This window comes from Geobacter sp. (assembly GCA_009684525.1).
Taxonomy (GTDB): domain Bacteria; phylum Desulfobacterota; class Desulfuromonadia; order Geobacterales; family DSM-12255; genus Geoanaerobacter.
In genome coordinates, this window is sequence record WKKR01000002.1 from 124,314 (window position 1) to 140,711 (window position 16,398).

12 protein-coding genes are annotated in these 16,398 nt (G+C 60.9%); 11 read left to right on the forward strand and 1 reads right to left on the reverse strand.

Going from position 1 to position 16,398, the window contains the following annotated elements; all coding sequences use genetic code 11:
• Window positions 1-13: 13 nt before the first annotated feature.
• The 11 genes from GJT30_06860 to GJT30_06910 all read left to right on the forward strand — a co-directional run bounded on the left by GJT30_06860 (window position 14) and on the right by GJT30_06910 (window position 14,674).
• Window positions 14-1,594, forward strand: a complete 1,581-nt coding sequence (locus GJT30_06860; protein ID MSM39325.1) for a HEAT repeat domain-containing protein — start codon at window positions 14-16, stop codon at window positions 1,592-1,594.
• Between the two features lie 36 nt (window positions 1,595-1,630).
• Window positions 1,631-2,638: an NAD(P)H-dependent glycerol-3-phosphate dehydrogenase gene (locus GJT30_06865; GenBank protein ID MSM39326.1), complete on the forward strand. Its 1,008-nt coding sequence runs from the start codon at window positions 1,631-1,633 to the stop codon at window positions 2,636-2,638.
• 89 nt (window positions 2,639-2,727) lie between these two features.
• Window positions 2,728-5,004, forward strand: coding sequence for a HAMP domain-containing protein (locus GJT30_06870; GenBank protein MSM39327.1), 2,277 nt, complete (start codon window positions 2,728-2,730; stop codon window positions 5,002-5,004).
• Window positions 4,994-6,526, forward strand: coding sequence for a response regulator (locus GJT30_06875; GenBank protein MSM39328.1), 1,533 nt, complete (start codon window positions 4,994-4,996; stop codon window positions 6,524-6,526). Before GJT30_06870 ends, GJT30_06875 begins: the two co-directional genes overlap by 11 nt.
• A 49-nt stretch (window positions 6,527-6,575) precedes the next feature.
• The gene (locus tag GJT30_06880; protein ID MSM39329.1) at window positions 6,576-8,792 is read left to right on the forward strand and encodes a response regulator; all 2,217 of its coding nucleotides are present in this window, start codon (window positions 6,576-6,578) and stop codon (window positions 8,790-8,792) included.
• 10 nt (window positions 8,793-8,802) lie between these two features.
• On the forward strand, window positions 8,803-9,732 hold the full coding sequence (locus GJT30_06885; protein MSM39330.1) for an ATP-binding cassette domain-containing protein: 930 nt from the start codon (window positions 8,803-8,805) through the stop codon (window positions 9,730-9,732).
• Window positions 9,733-9,781: 49 nt separating this feature from the next.
• Entirely contained in the window at window positions 9,782-10,537 is a 756-nt protein-coding gene (locus tag GJT30_06890; protein MSM39331.1) for an ABC transporter permease, read from the forward strand.
• Between the two features lie 87 nt (window positions 10,538-10,624).
• Window positions 10,625-11,704, forward strand: coding sequence for a radical SAM protein (locus tag GJT30_06895; protein ID MSM39332.1), 1,080 nt, complete (start codon window positions 10,625-10,627; stop codon window positions 11,702-11,704).
• A 136-nt stretch (window positions 11,705-11,840) separates the two neighbouring features.
• Window positions 11,841-12,863, forward strand: a complete 1,023-nt coding sequence (locus tag GJT30_06900) for a uroporphyrinogen decarboxylase (GenBank protein ID MSM39333.1) — start codon at window positions 11,841-11,843, stop codon at window positions 12,861-12,863.
• A gap of 121 nt (window positions 12,864-12,984) precedes the next feature.
• Complete coding sequence (locus GJT30_06905) at window positions 12,985-13,398, forward strand: DUF393 domain-containing protein (GenBank protein MSM39334.1); 414 nt, start codon at window positions 12,985-12,987, stop codon at window positions 13,396-13,398.
• 229 nt (window positions 13,399-13,627) lie between these two features.
• Window positions 13,628-14,674 (forward strand): hypothetical protein, encoded by a 1,047-nt coding sequence (locus tag GJT30_06910; protein MSM39335.1) that lies wholly within the window; start codon window positions 13,628-13,630, stop codon window positions 14,672-14,674.
• Between the two features lie 75 nt (window positions 14,675-14,749).
• On the opposite strand, the gene GJT30_06915 is transcribed toward GJT30_06910, so the two are convergent.
• Entirely contained in the window at window positions 14,750-16,375 is a 1,626-nt protein-coding gene (locus GJT30_06915) for an aldehyde dehydrogenase family protein (GenBank protein ID MSM39336.1), read from the reverse strand.
• Window positions 16,376-16,398 lie beyond the last annotated feature (23 nt).

Below are 16,398 nucleotides of genomic sequence, written 5' to 3' on the forward strand. Positions count from 1 at the left end.
CGGAATGGCACGCATGGAACGACGCAGAAAAATAGTGGATCACAGCCTCAAGGAGCGTCACGGCATCCTGAGCCTGTTGAAACAGGTGGAGAAGGAGAACGTGACCTACGACGAGATGGACGAGATCGGTCTTGCCCTGAAACGTGCGGGCAAGCGTGCCCTCTCTCCCCTGGTCCGCAGTCTCTGGCGGGAAACCGATGCCGAGCTTCTCTCCAAGTATGCCTACCTCCTCGACTTCTTCGAGGATGAGCCGTGGCTTGAGCAGCTGATACAGATCGTCCTGCGCCGGACAGACCTGGACAGCACCGCGAAGAGCGCGCTTCTGGGCGCGCTCCAGGAATACGGCATCGATATCAACCTGCCGCCCTTTGCCCGCCTGCTGGACGAGGTGCAGGGACCGCTGTCCGAGACCCTTCCCCGCCTGTTGGAACAGGGAGAGGAAGGGCTGATCATCTTCATGGAGGATTTTCTCCTCTATCCCCAGGAGATGCAACTGGCCCTGGTGCAGGAACTGGCCCATGTTCCGGACCCACGGGTGCTGACCCTGCTGGAGGTCCTGCTCGGGGTCGATTCGCCGGAGATCGTTGAAGAAGCGGTGGCGACACTGGGGAAGATCCGCGAGCCTGGTTCCGCCGACGTGCTCTCTGCCTGTGCGGCGGCCGCGAGTGAGCCGCTCCGGGAACTCTGCCGGCGCAGTCTGCGACGGCTCGCCTTTGTCGGCATCCAACCATCCCCCCCGGTGCCGGTCCACCCTTCACCCTTTCATGTGGCGTGGGTCAGCCCGATGGACGGGGCAGGCTACCGTACGCTCTGGTTTGCCCGCTGGCGGGGAACCGGCCAGTTGGCATTCATCTGCCTGCATCTCCACGAAACCACGGGAATCAGGGCTGCGTGGGGGGCAGGAAACATCTCAGTCAAGGAGTTCGACGAATTGAGCAGGGAAAGGCTCCCCGAAGAGGGGCTGGTGAGGATTCCCCTCCCCTACGCCCTGCAACTCCTCCGGGACGGCCTGTTCCGTAACCGCGACACCATGTTCCAGTTGCCGCCGGAATTCTACGTCCTCAAGGGGATCTTCCTGGGCGAGGATCTGCAACCGACCCCCTACCTTCCCGATTTTGCGGGTTTCGACCTGAATGCCCTGGCCCACGCCACCCAGCATGTGGTGGCCTCGGACGACCTCTTCGACGACGACTATTTTGCCGGCTGGTATATGGCTACCTGCCGTGTCTATGATTTTGCCGAGGAATGGAGCACTCTGGAGAAAACAGGTGAGCGGAAGGCGCTGGCAAAGGGGCTGGAGACCATCCTGGAACAGTTCTGCAGGGAACTGATCGGACCGGCCATCGAGCAGATCAGGAGCCGGTTGTTTCTCACTGCGGATCTGCTGCTGCGGACCGGGCGGGACCGGCTGCTGGTGGAGACAGCCCTGGCAACGGCCCTCAGTCTCAACTCCTTTACCATGCCGTATCATTTCCATCCATTCCTGCGCCGGCTTGCGCTGGAGAGCATGGATGCGGCACGGGAGGCGCTTGCCGAAGGGTATGATCTCAGGGAACATCCGCACGAGGCGGATGACGACGAATGGCTGGACTAAACCGGAACAGTGCCGCTGTCGGCAGGTGAGGGTCGCATGCAACAGAACATCGGAGTGATCGGGGCGGGAAGCTGGGGGACGACCCTGGCGGATCTGCTGGCGAAAAAAGGGCATAGCGTGACGCTCTGGGCCTACGAGCCGGAGCTTGTCCTGGAGATGGGGACGTCGCGGGAAAACCGCCTGTTCCTTCCCGGTATCACCCTGGCTCCGAACCTGACCTTTACCAACGATCTGCAGGAGGCGGTACGGGGCAAGGAGCTGCTGCTCTTTGTGGTACCGTCCCAGGTGCTGCGCGGCGTGCTGCGGCAGGCGTTGCCGGCTGTCTCGCCCGATGCCGTCATCCTGAGCGCTTCCAAGGGGATCGAGGTGGGGACCCTGCAGGCGGTTTCCCAGATCTATGAGGAACTGCTCCCCCCTGCCCTGTTCAGCCGTTTTTCAGTCATTTCCGGGCCGAGCTTTGCCCGTGAGGTGGCGTACGAAATGCCCACCGCCGTTGTTGCGGCGGCTGACGACGAGGCTGTGGCGAAGAAGGTGCAACAAGCCTTTACCTGCGGATTCTTCCGGGTCTATACCAATTCCGACGTCATCGGGGTCGAGTTGGGGGGGGCGCTCAAGAACGTCATCGCCATCGGAGCGGGTATCGCGGACGGACTCGGCTTTGGCTGCAACACCCGCGCAGCACTCATTACCCGCGGTCTGGCCGAGATCACCCGCCTTGGCCTGGCCATGGGGGCACGGGCGGAAACCTTTGCCGGCCTGGCCGGCATGGGGGATCTGGTGCTCACCTGTACCGGCGATCTGTCGCGAAACCGGACCGTTGGGATACAGCTCGGCCAGGGGAGCAGCCTCAAAGAGATCCTGGGCGAGATGCGGATGGTTGCTGAAGGGGTGAAAACCACCGAGTCGACCTGGCAGCTTGCACAACGCCATGGTGTCGACATGCCGATTACCGAACAGGTCTTCCGGGTCCTTTACGAGGGGAAATCTGCCCGGACCGCAGTGATAGAGCTCATGACCCGCGATCTGAAGGCGGAAGGGGTTTGAGCGATTTTCCCGCCATTGACGTGCCGTATGGTGCCATGCGTCGCATAGACATCCCGTAAACCGCCACCGCAGGGCAGAGAGCCGCCGCCATGAACCTATACATCGGCATACGCACCAAGCTGCTCCTTGCGGTCTTCTTTCTGCTGGTCATCTCCTTTTCCATCCTGCTGGTATCCACCCTTGTAAGTATCGACAGTTTCGTTGTCAGGCAGATCGACACCGAGCTTGCGGAACAGCTCGGGTACGTGCAGCATCATTTTTACGAACGTACCGAAACCGTGCGGGATTCCCTCGGCCAGCAACTTACGTCGCCAACCATGCAGGAACACCTGCGGGCGGATGATCGTATCTGGCTGTCCGCAGCGCTGCAGCGCTGGAAGGCCATTCTCCCCTTCCTCGATCTCTTTTCCATCGTCAATGCCGACCAGATGACCCTGGCCCGACTCAACACTGCCGAGCCTGTGGGACGCTTCGCCATGCCGGACCTTCTCGACAAGGCGTTCAGCGAAAAAAAGCCGGTGGTTTCCACAGAACTGGTCAGCGTGAAAGCGCTCTCCATGGAGGCGGGTTCTGCAAAGGTTCCGCTGCAGAGCGTGAATGGTGGGGTCATGATGGTGACCCTGGTCCTGCCGGTGATCGATGCGACCGGCAAGGTCATCGGCGCCGTGGTTGCCGGCGATGTCCTGAACGGCGACAATTTCCTCCCGATACAGTACCGTAGCCTGTTCGGCGATAAAGGCGAGATAATGGTGAGCCAGTTCGATACCACCATTGTCAGCAGCAGCCGTCAGGAGATGATCAACGGCACCCGTGTTGCCCCGGAGATCATGGAGGAGCTGAAGTCGGGACAGGCCTATTATGGCAGGGTAGAGACCGGCGAGATGCCCTATCGCTCCTCCTATGTGCCGATTTTGAACGGCCGGGGAGGATTCATCGGCTCCCTGGCAGTGGCCGTATCGACCGCCGATTACCAGAAGATCCGGAACAATACCAAGCAGAACGTGCTCAATACTGCGGTGGTCTCCATGATGCTGCTCTTGGTGATTGCCGTGGTTATTTCGCGCAAGCTGGCCGAACCGCTCAGAAGACTGGCCAGGGGTGTACGGATGATCGAGGCAGGGGACCTGGAACAGCAGGTGGAGGTGACGTCGTCCGACGAGGTGGGCCAACTGGCCCGTTCGTTCAACAGCATGGTGAAAACCCTGGCTGAACGGAAGAGAATCATAGAGTCCAAGACCGACGATCTGCAGAAACTGAATGAACGGCTGGAGAAGATCGTCACTGAGCGGACTTCCCAGCTGCAGCTGGAGATGGGCATGCTGGAGACGGTACTTACCTGCATGGCCGAGGGGATGGTGGTCGTCGACAGTCAGGGGTGCGTTGTCCGGTTCAACCCCGCAGCCCAGAAGATCTTCGACATCGTTCCCTGCCGGGTTATCGGCCATTCACTTACCCAACTGGCCGATCAGGAAGGGTTTGCCGAGCTGATCCGCTTTGCGCAGAGTGTCGGGGCTGATGAGGAGGGGATGGGTGGCGCGGGAGAGAGAACCATTCATGTCAAGGGCAAGCAACTGCAGGTTTCGGTGTCGCAACTGGTTGAGTGCAGCGGAGAGCGTGCCGGTGTCGTGGTGTCGCTTAGGGATGTGACTGCCGAGGCAGAGGTCGATCGGATGAAATCCGATTTCATCTCTACGGTTTCCCATGAGCTCAAGACCCCGCTCACCTCCATCAAGGGGGCCTTGCAATTCATCATGAACAAGGGGAAATGGCTGACCACCACCGAACGTGAACTGATTAACGTCTGCCTGCGTAATAGCGACCGCCTGAGCCGTCTCATCAGCGATATCCTGGACATTTCCAAGATCGAGGCCGGCAGGGTGGAGTTGATATTACGTCCCGAATCGGCGAACGAGCTAGTGGTGAACGCCATCGAAGAGATCAAGGGGGTTGCCCTGGCCAGGGGCATAACCGTGATCAACAGTGTTCCGGTCGACCTGCCGCTGGTGTATGGTGATCATGACCGCCTGGTCCAGGTGCTCACCAATCTCCTTTCCAATGCCGTCAAGTTTTCGCCGGAGCAGAAGGTGGTCGTGGTCAGCGCCGTGCATGTCGGCAACTACGTCACCATCTCGGTAACAGACAGCGGCAGGCCGATCCAGTGGGCGGACCGGGACAAGCTGTTCCGAAAATTCCAGCAGATTGAGCGCGACGACATGGGGACGCGAGGCGGAACAGGGCTGGGGCTGGCCATCTGCAAGGAGATTGTCGAGCGACACCACGGCAGGATATACTATGAAAACAGCCAGTCCGGGGGGAATGTCTTTTCCTTTACGGTGCCGGTCTGCGAGGAGAGCCATGAGGGGTGATACCATTCTGATCGTTGATGACGAAGCCGACATCAGCCTGATCCTCAAGCTGCAGCTGGAAGATGCCGGCTATCGCACTGTGCGCGCTCGTGACGGTTTAGAAGGACTGGAGTGCCTTTCCCGGCAGCCCTTCGACCTGATGCTGCTCGATATCAAGATGCCGCGGATGAACGGCATCCAGGTTCTAGCTCGGGCACAGAAGGAGTTCCCGGAAGTGGCGGTGGTGATGATGACCGCCCATGGCAGCGAGGACATTGCCGTGGAGGCGATGAAGAAGGGAGCGGTGGACTACATTGCCAAGCCCTTCTCCGGCGAGGATGCGGTGAAGAAAGTGGACCGTGCCATCGCCTTCAATCGCTCCCGCCTGGAAAACCGCCGCCTTCAGGAAGAGCTTGCCCATGAGCAGCAGAAGGTGGCGGCTATCCTGGAGGGGCTGGCCGATCTGCTCATCGCGGTTGACCTCGATGGTCGTCTGATGACGGTGAACCAACGGGTGGAAGAGGAGCTGGGTCTGGACCGGGAATTCCTGCTCGGCCGGCAGGTACAGGAGGTACTGGTCACGGATATCCCGGTTGAGCGGCTTCCCTGCATGGTCGCTCTCCATACGGCGGAACCGTGCCGGGATGTCGCCTACAACCTCAGGTTGAAGAGGGGGAGCGTACCGGTCCTTGCCAGTGCAACTCCTCTCAAGGGCCAGGACGGTCAACTGCTTGGTTCGGTGGAGATCATCCGCGACATTTCGCGGCTGAAGGCATTGGAGCAGGAGCGGGAAGATTTCGTGAGCATGCTCTCCCATGACCTCAAGTCTCCCATCACCGCCATTGTCGGCTCACTCGACCTGGTGCGGGAAGCACGGCTCGGTCCGGTGAACTCCGAGCAGAAAGAGTACCTGGAGTCTGCGGTTGAGAGTTGTGCCGAGATGACGGAGATGATCGACACCCTTCTCGACGTGCATAAGTTCGAGGCCGGCAAGATGACCATGACCCACAACCCGGAAGACCCGCTCGTGCTCCTGCAGAAGACCGAGGCCCGCTATCGACCGGTTGCCAACAGGGCGCAGTTGAAGCTGCACCTGGAGGTCGAGAAGAAGCTTGTTCCGGTCGAGCTGGACCGTGCCAAGGTGGGACGCGTGCTGGCGAACCTCTTGTCCAATGCCTTCAAGTTCACGCCGGAAGGGGGCACGGTCGGCCTGCGTGCCACCATGCTCAATGACCCGAAAGAGCTGGTCTCGCGCATCACCCCGCATCTCTATAGCGCGGGCGAGTTGCCGACAGCAGGGACATTTTTGCTCATCACGGTAAGCGACAGCGGCGTCGGTATCCCGGCCGATGCCCTGGAGACTATCTTCGACCGTTTTGCCCAGGCCAAGAACCGCCGGGCTGGGAAGACTCGGGGCACGGGTCTCGGCCTGGCCTTCTGCCGTAAGGTCATGGACGCACATCACGGCTACATCTGGGTGGAGAGCGAAGAGGGACGGGGCAGCACCTTCTTCCTCCTCTTCCCCGCTGCAGGCAAATCCTAGCCCATCTCCCGGCGTCGCATTCGACGGCCTCGCCGGACCGAGGGAGTACATGTCAGAACAACTCAGAATCCTGTTCGTCGAGGATGCCGAAGAGGACGCCATCCTCATTGAGAAACAGCTCGCCGTTGCCGGCTATCGGCTGCATACCTGCAGGGTAGACAATGAAAAGGGGCTGCGGGAAGCCCTGGCGGGTGAGGCGTGGGACCTGATCATCTCCGATTACCGGCTTCCCGGTTTCAGCGCCCCGGCCGCTCTGGCGATCATCAAGAAGTTCGACGACGACCTTCCCGTCATCATCGTGTCCGGCAAGATCGGCGAGGACCAAGCAGTTGCGGCCATGAAGGCCGGGGCCATGGACTACCTGATGAAGGACAACCTGCCCCGCCTGATTCCCACGGTCGAGCGTGCGCTGCGCGAGGCAGCTGAACGCCGGCTGCGCCATCGGGCGGAACAGGCGATCCTGCAGGGGAAGATCGAGTGGGAGGCGGTGTTCGATGCCGTGTCCGACCTGATCCTGGTAACCGATGCCAACGGGACCATCACCCGTTGCAACCGGAGGGTGATCGACGCATTCCAGGCGGATTACCCGGATATCATCGGCCGGAACATCAGTGACCTCTTTTACGGGGAGATCGGTCACGACGAGGATGTCTTCATCGGTGAGGGGCGCCAGAACGCCGGTATGGAGGACCTCCGTTTTCCCACGTTGCAGGCATGGTTCACCGTTACCAGCTGCCCCATGAACAACACCGACCGTGAGAGCCAGGGGATGGTCCATATCGTCAAGGATGTGACCAGGCGCAAACGGATGGAGGAGGAGAAACGGGTCAGCGACCGGGAACTCCTCACCCTCTACGCCGTTGCCTTCCGTCTCAATTCCGTGCGCGATTCCAAGGAGATCCTCAACAACGTTCTGTTCCAGATCCACAACATGCTGCAGATCGATTTTTCCAGCATCCACCTGCTGGATCACGGCACCCTGCGGCTCCAGGCGTCGCTCGGCTTTTCCGAGCATTTCGAGCCCGCCATCAAGAAGCTGCTCAATTTCGCCCCCTGGGTGAGCGAGGTCCTGGCTGGCAAGCCGTTCAAGGCCAAGGCAATGGCAAGCAAGGAGCTACCGCAGGAGGTGATCGAGGCTGCCCGCGAGATCGGCATCCATGCGTGGTGCGCGGTGCCCCTCAAGATCGGTCAGGAGGTCGTGGGTGTCCTGATGGTGGCCCACAAATCGGAAAAGAACTTCACCGACCGGGAGGTCTTTCTTCTCACCTCCATCGGCAGCCAGCTAGCGGTGCTGATCGAAAACCACATGCTTTACGACGAGATGAAGGAGAAGGCGGCCGAGCTGCAGCGGAGCCGCAAGGCGCTACGCGAGAACCTGCACGAGGTGAAACTGGCAAACATCGAGCTGGACCGGCTCAACCGGGCCAAGAACAGTTTCATCGGCATGGCCTCCCACGAGCTGAAGACCCCGATCACCTCGGTCCTCGGCGGGGTCGAGTTTCTGCTCAGGTACAGCGGCCTCCAGCTCACCGAAGAGCAGCTCGATATTTTCTCCTCGGTCCACGAGGGGGTCTTGCAGCTCAAGAAGCTGGTGGAGGACCTGCTCTCCATCTCCCGCATCGAGGCAAAGGGGATCGTCCTCCAGAAGCATCCGCACGACCTGATCTCTATCTCCCGCGAGGTCTACGAGACCTTCAGCCTCCCCCTTTCCAAGCGGCAGATCCACGTGCAGATCCTGGGTGACAACCGGCCGGTGCCGGTGGACGAGAGATTTGCCAAGCTGGTGATCCGCAACCTGATGGAAAACGCCATAAAATTCACCCCTGACGGTGGCGAACTGATCATCCTCGGTCGCTGTGTCGACCGGGAGGACGTCCTGGGTGACGCCCTGCAGATCAAGGAGTTCTACCCCGCCTTTCCGTCCGGCCTGCCTGCCGTGGAGCAGTTTTACCGGCTCGATGTCTGCGATAACGGCATCGGCGTCCCTGCTGAGGAGCGACAGCGGATCTTCGAAAAATTTTACGGGGTGGGAGACATCGCCTACCATTCCTCCGGCAAGACCGAGTTCATGTCCAAGGGGTCGGGGCTCGGGCTCTCCATTGTCAAGGGGATCATGGACGCCCACAACGGCCTTGTCTGGGTGACCGAGGGTCCCAGCGGCCGCGGCAGCCTCTTTGCCCTCCTCTTCCCGCTGGACCTTCCGGCGGACGAGGCAGCGGGTGCGCGGCAGGCCGTCGGAAACAGTGCTGCCGCTGGGCAGCACTGACGGTGGCAGCATGATCGATATGTCGGTGGATATCCGTTCCGTCAGCAAGTCATACGGCAGCCTTGCCGCGGTCGACCGGTTCTCCCTGGAGGTTCGCCAGGGGAGCATCTTCGGCCTGCTCGGTCCCAACGGTGCCGGCAAAACCACGCTCATCCGCATCCTTACCACCCTGATCCGGCCCACTACGGGCGAGGCCTTCATCGAAGGGTGCAGTGTCCTGTCCGAGGCGAAGAAGGTCCGTGCACTCATCGGTGTCGTCCCCCAGGAAAACAACCTCGACCGCTACCTGACCGCCAGGGAGAACCTGGAACTCCATGCCCGCATGCACGGGATGCGCAGCGCCGACTACCGCCGCCAGGTGAATGCCCTCCTGGAGCTGACCGGCCTGGCGAACCGGCAGCACGAGTTTCCCGACACCTTTTCCGGCGGCATGCAGCGCCGCCTCGTGGTCGCCAGGGCGCTGGTGCACCGGCCTCGGGTCCTGTTCCTGGACGAGCCGACCACCGGCCTCGATCCCCAGTCCCGGCGGGCGGTCTGGGATTATGTGCGGGACCTGCAGCGGGAGATGACCATCTTTCTGACCACCCATTACATGGACGAGGCCGATGCCCTGTGCGACCGGATCGTCATCATGGACAAGGGGCGGATACTGGAGGACGGCAGCGCCGGTGAGCTGAAAGAGCGCTTTGCCCATGCCCATGGCTACGAGCTGCAGTTCCGCACCGGTCTGGACCGTTACGCGGAACAGCTCGGCCGGCTCCCCTTCGTCACCTCCCTGGTTCGCAACGGCGAAGCTCTGCGTGTCACCCTGCGCGGCGAGGAGTTTTTGAAACCCCTCCTGGATGCGGTCGGCACCGATGACTTGAAGGGGGTCTGCCTGCGTGAACCGAGCCTGGAGGATGTTTTCATCGAATTGACTGGCCGGGAGGTGCGGGAATGATCCGCATCTGTAGCGCAGGAAAACCGCTTTGCGCGGACAGAGGCAATGCATGATAAAGGGTGCCTTCCCCATCTTTCGCCGCGACATGCGGGTCATGCGGCGCAGCATCTTCTCGGAGCTCCTGGCGGTGGTCGCCTATCCGCTGACCCTCTATTTTGCCTTCGGCATCGGCATGAAGGGGTATATCGGTACGGTCGAAGGGGTCCCCTACCCGGTCTTCATTGCGCCGGGCCTGATCTCCATGACCGCCATCAACGCGGCCTTCGACGAGAGCGCCTGGAGCATGTGGTTCCACCGTCGGGTGCAGCGGACCATCGAGGAGTACCGGACCGCGCCGATCACCGTCTATGACATCGTCATCGGCAAGATCTTCTCCGGGTTCATGCAGGGGGCGATCAAGGGGCTGGCTGTGGCCGCGGTGATCCTTTTGATCACCTCCTTCCGGGTGGAGGCGGCCAATCTGGCCTCCTACCTCTTCTTCATTGTGCTCGGCTCCATGATCTTCTCCTGCATCGGCACCATCTGCGGCACCATGGTCGACAAGCCGGAGAATATCGGCCGGATCCAGGCGGTGGTGATTGTCCCGCTGGTCTTCATGTCCGGCATCTTTTTTCCCCTTTCCTCCTATCCTGCCGGGCTGCTGCCGTTCATCAAGCTGGTCCCGACCACGGCGATCTTTGCCGGTGCCCGTCAGTCGCTCCTGCAGGGGGGTGTGGATGGTGGCTATGCCGTAAACCTCCTGGTGACGGCGCTGGTCGCCTTTGTCGCCGCGGTGCAGACCTTCAACCGGAAGATGGCCGAATAGCAGATTAATGAGAAACAACGTCAAATGCCTTGAGTTTTGGGATGTTTTCATAGTAGGATTTTCTGATATCTGATTCCGGGAGAGTGTATGGCCGAAGAATTCATCCCCAAATGGGTTGCCTGGGAAACCACGCAAAAGTGTAACCTGAAGTGTGTCCATTGCCGCTGTTCCTCGGACATGACCTCTTCCGAAGGCGACTTCACCACCGAGGAAGGGAAGAAGCTCCTCAAGGAGATCGCCGATTTCTCCAAGCCGGTAGTGGTCCTCTCGGGCGGTGAGCCGCTTTTGCGGCCCGACATCTTCGAGCTGGCCGAGTACGGCACCTCGCTGGGGCTCCGCATGTGCATGGCCACCAACGGAGCCCTGGTCAACGACGAGGTCTGCCAGAAAATGAAGAAGGCCGACATCAAGATGGTGTCGTTGTCGCTGGATGGTTCCACCGCAGAGGTGCATGACGATTTCCGCCAGTGCCCCGGCGCCTTCCAGGGTGTGGTCAATGCCGCCGAACACTTCCGCAACAATGGCATCAAGTTTCTCATCAACTCCTCCTTCACCAAGCGGAACCAGCATGACATCGCCAATACCTTCAAGGTGGCGAAGGGCCTGGGCGCCACGGCCTGGTACATGTTCATGATCGTGCCGACCGGCCGCGGCGAGGAGATCATGAACGAGCTGATCTCCAAGGAGGATTACGAGGAGATCCTGGAGTGGCACTACCAGCAGGAGAAGCTGGAGGACGACATCCTGATGCGCCCCACCTGTGCTCCCCACTACTACCGGATGGTGCCGATGCGGGCCAAAGAGGAGGGGATCCAGTTCGAGCGCCGCTCCCTCACCTTCTCCACCGGCGGCGGCAAGGGGTGCATCGCGGCCCAGACCATCTGCCTGATCGACTGCTTCGGCAACGTCAAGCCCTGCTCCTATTTCCACCGCACTGCCGGCAACGTGAAAACCACCCCCTTCCGCGAGATCTGGGAAAATTCGGAGATCTTCAAGGATCTGCGCAACTTCAAGGCCTACAAGGGGAAGTGCGGCGAGTGCGAGTTCATCAACGTCTGCGGCGGCTGCCGGGCCAGGGCCGATGCGATCCATGGGGATTACATGGCAGAGGAGCCGTTCTGCAACTATGTGCCGATCAGAATGCAAAAAGCGCAAGGCAAAAACTGAAAACCTACCACGGAGACACAGAGACACGGAGAAAACCTTAAAACTTTTGGCTTCAAACCCTTAAAAGGATTTTTGCGGTTTTCCGTGCCCCCGTGTCTCCGTGGTGAAGATTTTGAATTTCCAAGGAGGACTATCAATGAATACACGTTTTCTCGATGCCTGCTGGGGCAAGCCGGTGGACCGGACCCCTGTCTGGCTGATGCGCCAGGCGGGCCGTTACCTTCCGGACTACATGCGGGTCCGCTCCAAATGCACCTTTCTGGAGCTCTGCAAGACCCCTGAGCTTGCCGCCGAGGTAACCATTCAGCCGGTGGATATCCTGGGGGTCGATGCGGCCATCCTCTTTTCCGACATCCTCACCCCGGTGGAGCCGATGGGGCTCAAGCTCGACTTCGTGCCGGGGCCGGTCTTCGAAAACCCGGTCCGGACCATGGCGGACGTGGAGCGGCTGCGCATCCCCGATCCCGAGGCGGATGTCCCCTATGTCCTGGAGACCCTCAAGATCCTCCGCCGCGAGCTGGCCTCCAAGGTGCCGCTCATCGGTTTCGGCGGCGCCCCCTTTACCCTGGCCTGCTACATGGTCGAAGGGAAGGGGTCCAAGGACTGGGCAACCATCAAGCGGATGATGTACGAGGCCCCGGAGGTCTACGCCGCCCTGATGGAGAAGGTGACCATGATGGACATGGAGTACCTGAACGCCCAGATCAAGGCCGGCGCCCAGGCGATCCAGGTATTCGATACCTGGGGCGGGGTCCTCTCCCCTTCCGATTACGAGAAATATGTCCTGCCCTACACCACCAAGCTGATCAACGGCCTGAACCGGACCCACACCCCGGTGATCCATTTCGTCAAGGGTGCCGGCACCATGCTCGACATCGTGCAACAGGCAGGGGGCGACGTGATGGGGCTCGACTGGCATATCAACCTCGGCAAGGCTCGCGACATCCTCGGCACGGGCATGGCCGTCCAGGGGAACCTGGACCCGACGGTCCTCTTTGCCCCCAAGAGCGTCATCGAGGCCGAAGTGAAGCGGGTCCTGGCGGAGAACGCCGATCGGCCCGGCCACATCTTCAACCTGGGCCACGGCATCCTCCCTACGGTCCCGCCGGAGAACGCCATCCACATGGTCGAGTGCGTGCACCGGCTGTCGCAGAAATAGGGAATGAAGCGAAGGGGCGGTCATAAGACCGCCCCTTCGCATTTCATGCGCCGGGCTTCCCCGGCCAGGCTTCTGTCAACCGGTTCCGGCGCTGTTGCATGGCTGCACCGCAGGAGGGGGCATGCCCGCTATCCCGCACTTTCCGCTCAAGATCTTCTTTGACGGCGCCTGTTCTGTCTGCGCTGGGGAGATGGCGCACTACCGCGATCGCGACCGCGCGGGGAAGCTGGAATTTATCGATATCAGCATCCCTTCCTTCGATCCCCTTCCCCATGGAATCCCGTTGCAGGCCTTTATGGCCGAACTCCATGCCATAGACAGCCATGGCGCCGTCTACCGTGGCGTCGAGGCGTTCTGGGCCATCTGGCAGGCCTTTCCCGCCTCGACCCTGCTTGGGGTCGCCGGGCGGCTCATCACCCATCCTCTGCTGAATCCCCTTGCCCGTGCCGCCTACCGGACATTTGCCCGGTTGCGGCGATATTTCCCGAGACGTTCACCTGACTGCACCAACGAAAGCTGCAGGCTCCACCGCTGATCCTGCCCCATTCCGGGTTTGTCGGTCACGGCGGCAATACGGGTTGTGTGAGTACGCAATAACCGGAATTTTGATAGTAAGCGAACATCCTTATCGAAATGCTGTCTTGACGATGGGGGGGTGGAGGGATAGAGTTTCCACAGATGGAAGGATTCCCGTGGCGGGTGGAGCCTGTACGCCCGAATTGAATGAATGGATACGGATATTCCGATCAGGGGAGGTTCTCGGCATGCGCAGAGTGGCGATGAAGGCCGGTTGGTTGTTTCTTGCAGCACTGTTACTGTTGTCCGTTTCCGGATGCGGCGGTTCCGGTACCTCCGCTCCACCGCCCGCAGCATTTACCATAACCCTTGCCACCAACGACCTGGTCTACAACCCTTTTGACGGCTACATCTACGCCTCGGTGCCGAGCCGCGAAGGGGTGAACGGCAACTCGGTGGCGTTGATCAATCCGGTGAGCGGTGCGGTGGGCCCGTATATCTTTGTCGGCAGCGAACCGGGCAAACTCGCCCTTTCAGACGATGGCAGCTACCTCTACGTCGCCCTGGACGGTTCTGCCGAAGTGGCACGCCTCGATCTCCTGCCGGCAACGCCGGTTGCGGATATCCGATTCTCCCTAGGGAGCGATCCGACCTTTGGCCCCTACTACGTGGACGACATGGCCGTGCTCCCCAGCAATCCCCGGTCAGTTGCGGTTTCGCGCAAGGTCCTCGGCGTCAGCCCTCGTCATGCCGGAGTGGCGGTTTACGATGACGGGGCTATCAGGACGACGGTAACGCCGGGAGCCACGGGAAGCAACGTCATTACCTTTGCCGGCAGTCCAACGACACTTTACGGGTACAACAACGAAACCAGTCTGTTCGGCTTCTACCGGATGGCGATCGATGCCTCGGGGGTCACCGTGACCGACGTGACTCAGAGCCTCATCTCGGGCTATAATGTCGACATCACCAGCGACGGCACCTTCATCTACGCCACCAGCGGCCAGGTCATCGATCCCCGTCCCGCCACACCATCCCTGGTGGCAACCATCCCCGGCATGGGGGCAACGACCCTGGTGGCTCCCGATCCGGTGGGGCGGATCATCTTTTACCTGACCGGGACGATCCCGACCATTTATTCCTACGACCTGGACACCTATGTGCTGCTGGGGAGCTCCGATATCCTCGGGATCTCCGGTGTCACGTCGAGCCTGATCGACCTGGGTATCGGCCTGGCGTTCCGGACCGACACCGACCAGGTGGTGGTCCTCCCCAATGCTGTATTACCCTATTAATATCGATACGTGAGCAGGCGGATGAAGGTGCGGACGAGCGGGGGTGACCCCGCTCGTTTCGTTTCTCGGCTGCGGCTAGAGGATGAAGTCGTTGGAGAGGAAGGTGGAGCGCCGTTCGCGGATGATCTCCCGGATGATCTCCTTGTTGGCCATGTTTTCCTTGGCCGCCACCAGGGTTCTGATGGAAAAGGAGCGGAGGGCGTCCGAGACGGAGAGGGTTCCCACGGCAGAGTTCTTCCGGCCGGTGAAGGGAAAAATGTCGGGACCGCGCTGGCACTGGCTGTTGAGGTTGACCCGGCAGACCTGGTTGACCAGGGGGTCGATGAGGCTGGCAAGGAGTTCGGGATCGCGGCCGAAGATGCTCACTTGCTGGCCGTAATCTGCTGCGGTTATATAGTCGACCGGTTCGGACAGGTTGTCGAAGGGGACGACCGGGATCACCGGGCCGAACTGCTCCTCGCGATAGAGCCGCATCCGTTCGTTTACCGGGTAGACCAGGGCAGGAGCGAAAAAGGTGGCGATGGTGGTTCCGCCCCCCTCGTTGATGACCCGTGCGCCGAGGCTGCATGCATCTTCCACCAGCCCGGCCAGGTAGGCCGGCTTTCCCTCTTCGGGCAGCGGCGTGATGGTGACTCCCGGCGCCCAGGGCATACCGCAGCCGAGCGGCGCGAGGGCATTGGCGAATTTGGCGATAAAGGCATCGACCACCTGCCGGTGGACAAAGATGATTTTGAGCGCTGTGCACCGCTGGCCATTGAAAGAGAGGCTCCCCACCAGGCATTCCTCCACGGCCTGATCCAGGTTTGCGTCGGCGAGGACGATGGCCGGGTTCTTCGCCTCCAGGCCGAGTACCAGCCGGAGGCGGTGGGGCTGCGGATGGGCTTTCTGCAGGAGGTTGGCAGCCTTGCTGGTGCCGATGAAGGCGAAGACATCCACCTCTCCCGTCCCCATCAGGGCGGGAGTTACGATCCTGCCGGCGCCATAGACCGTGTTGACTACACCTGGGGGGAATGACTTGTGAAAGGCTTCCAGAAGCGGCTGGAACAGCATGACCCCATGCCGCGGAGGTTTCAGGATGGTGGTGTTTCCCATGATCAGGGCTGGAATCAGCGTGGTGAAGGTCTCATTCAGCGGATAGTTGTAGGGACCCATGCAAAGGGCCACGCCGAGAGGGGCGCGGCGGATCTGGCCAATGATGCCGTCGGCGATGGTGAACCGCGAAGAGGCCCTGTCCAGGTCCTTGAGCGCATCGATGGTGTCGGCGATATAGGCGACGGTCCGGTCGAACTCCTTTTCAGCGTCGCGCAGCGTCTTGCCGATTTCCCACATGAGGAGCCTGACCACCTCGGAACGCCGCTCCTGCATGTTCAGGGCAAAACGCTGGATATGCTCGATCCGGTCGGCAACGGCCATGGTCGGCCATGTACCGCGCCCGTGATCGTAAGCCTTCACGGCAGCGTCAAGGACCTGGCGAGCGGCATCCTCCGTCATGAGGGGGAAGGAGCCGATGGTCTGTTGTTCGAGACCCTGGGGGGTCCTGATGCAGAGCGGGGAACGGACCTCCTGAACCGGGCCGTCCCAGAGCAGCATCTCTCCTCCTGACAGGTATTCCCGCTGCCGGATCGGCTCGGAGAACCGAAATCGCGGCGGGATATCCTCCAGTGAAGGGAAGATGCCATCCATCCGTTCCATTGTGGCCATGGTAACCTCCAGGTCTGATGTTG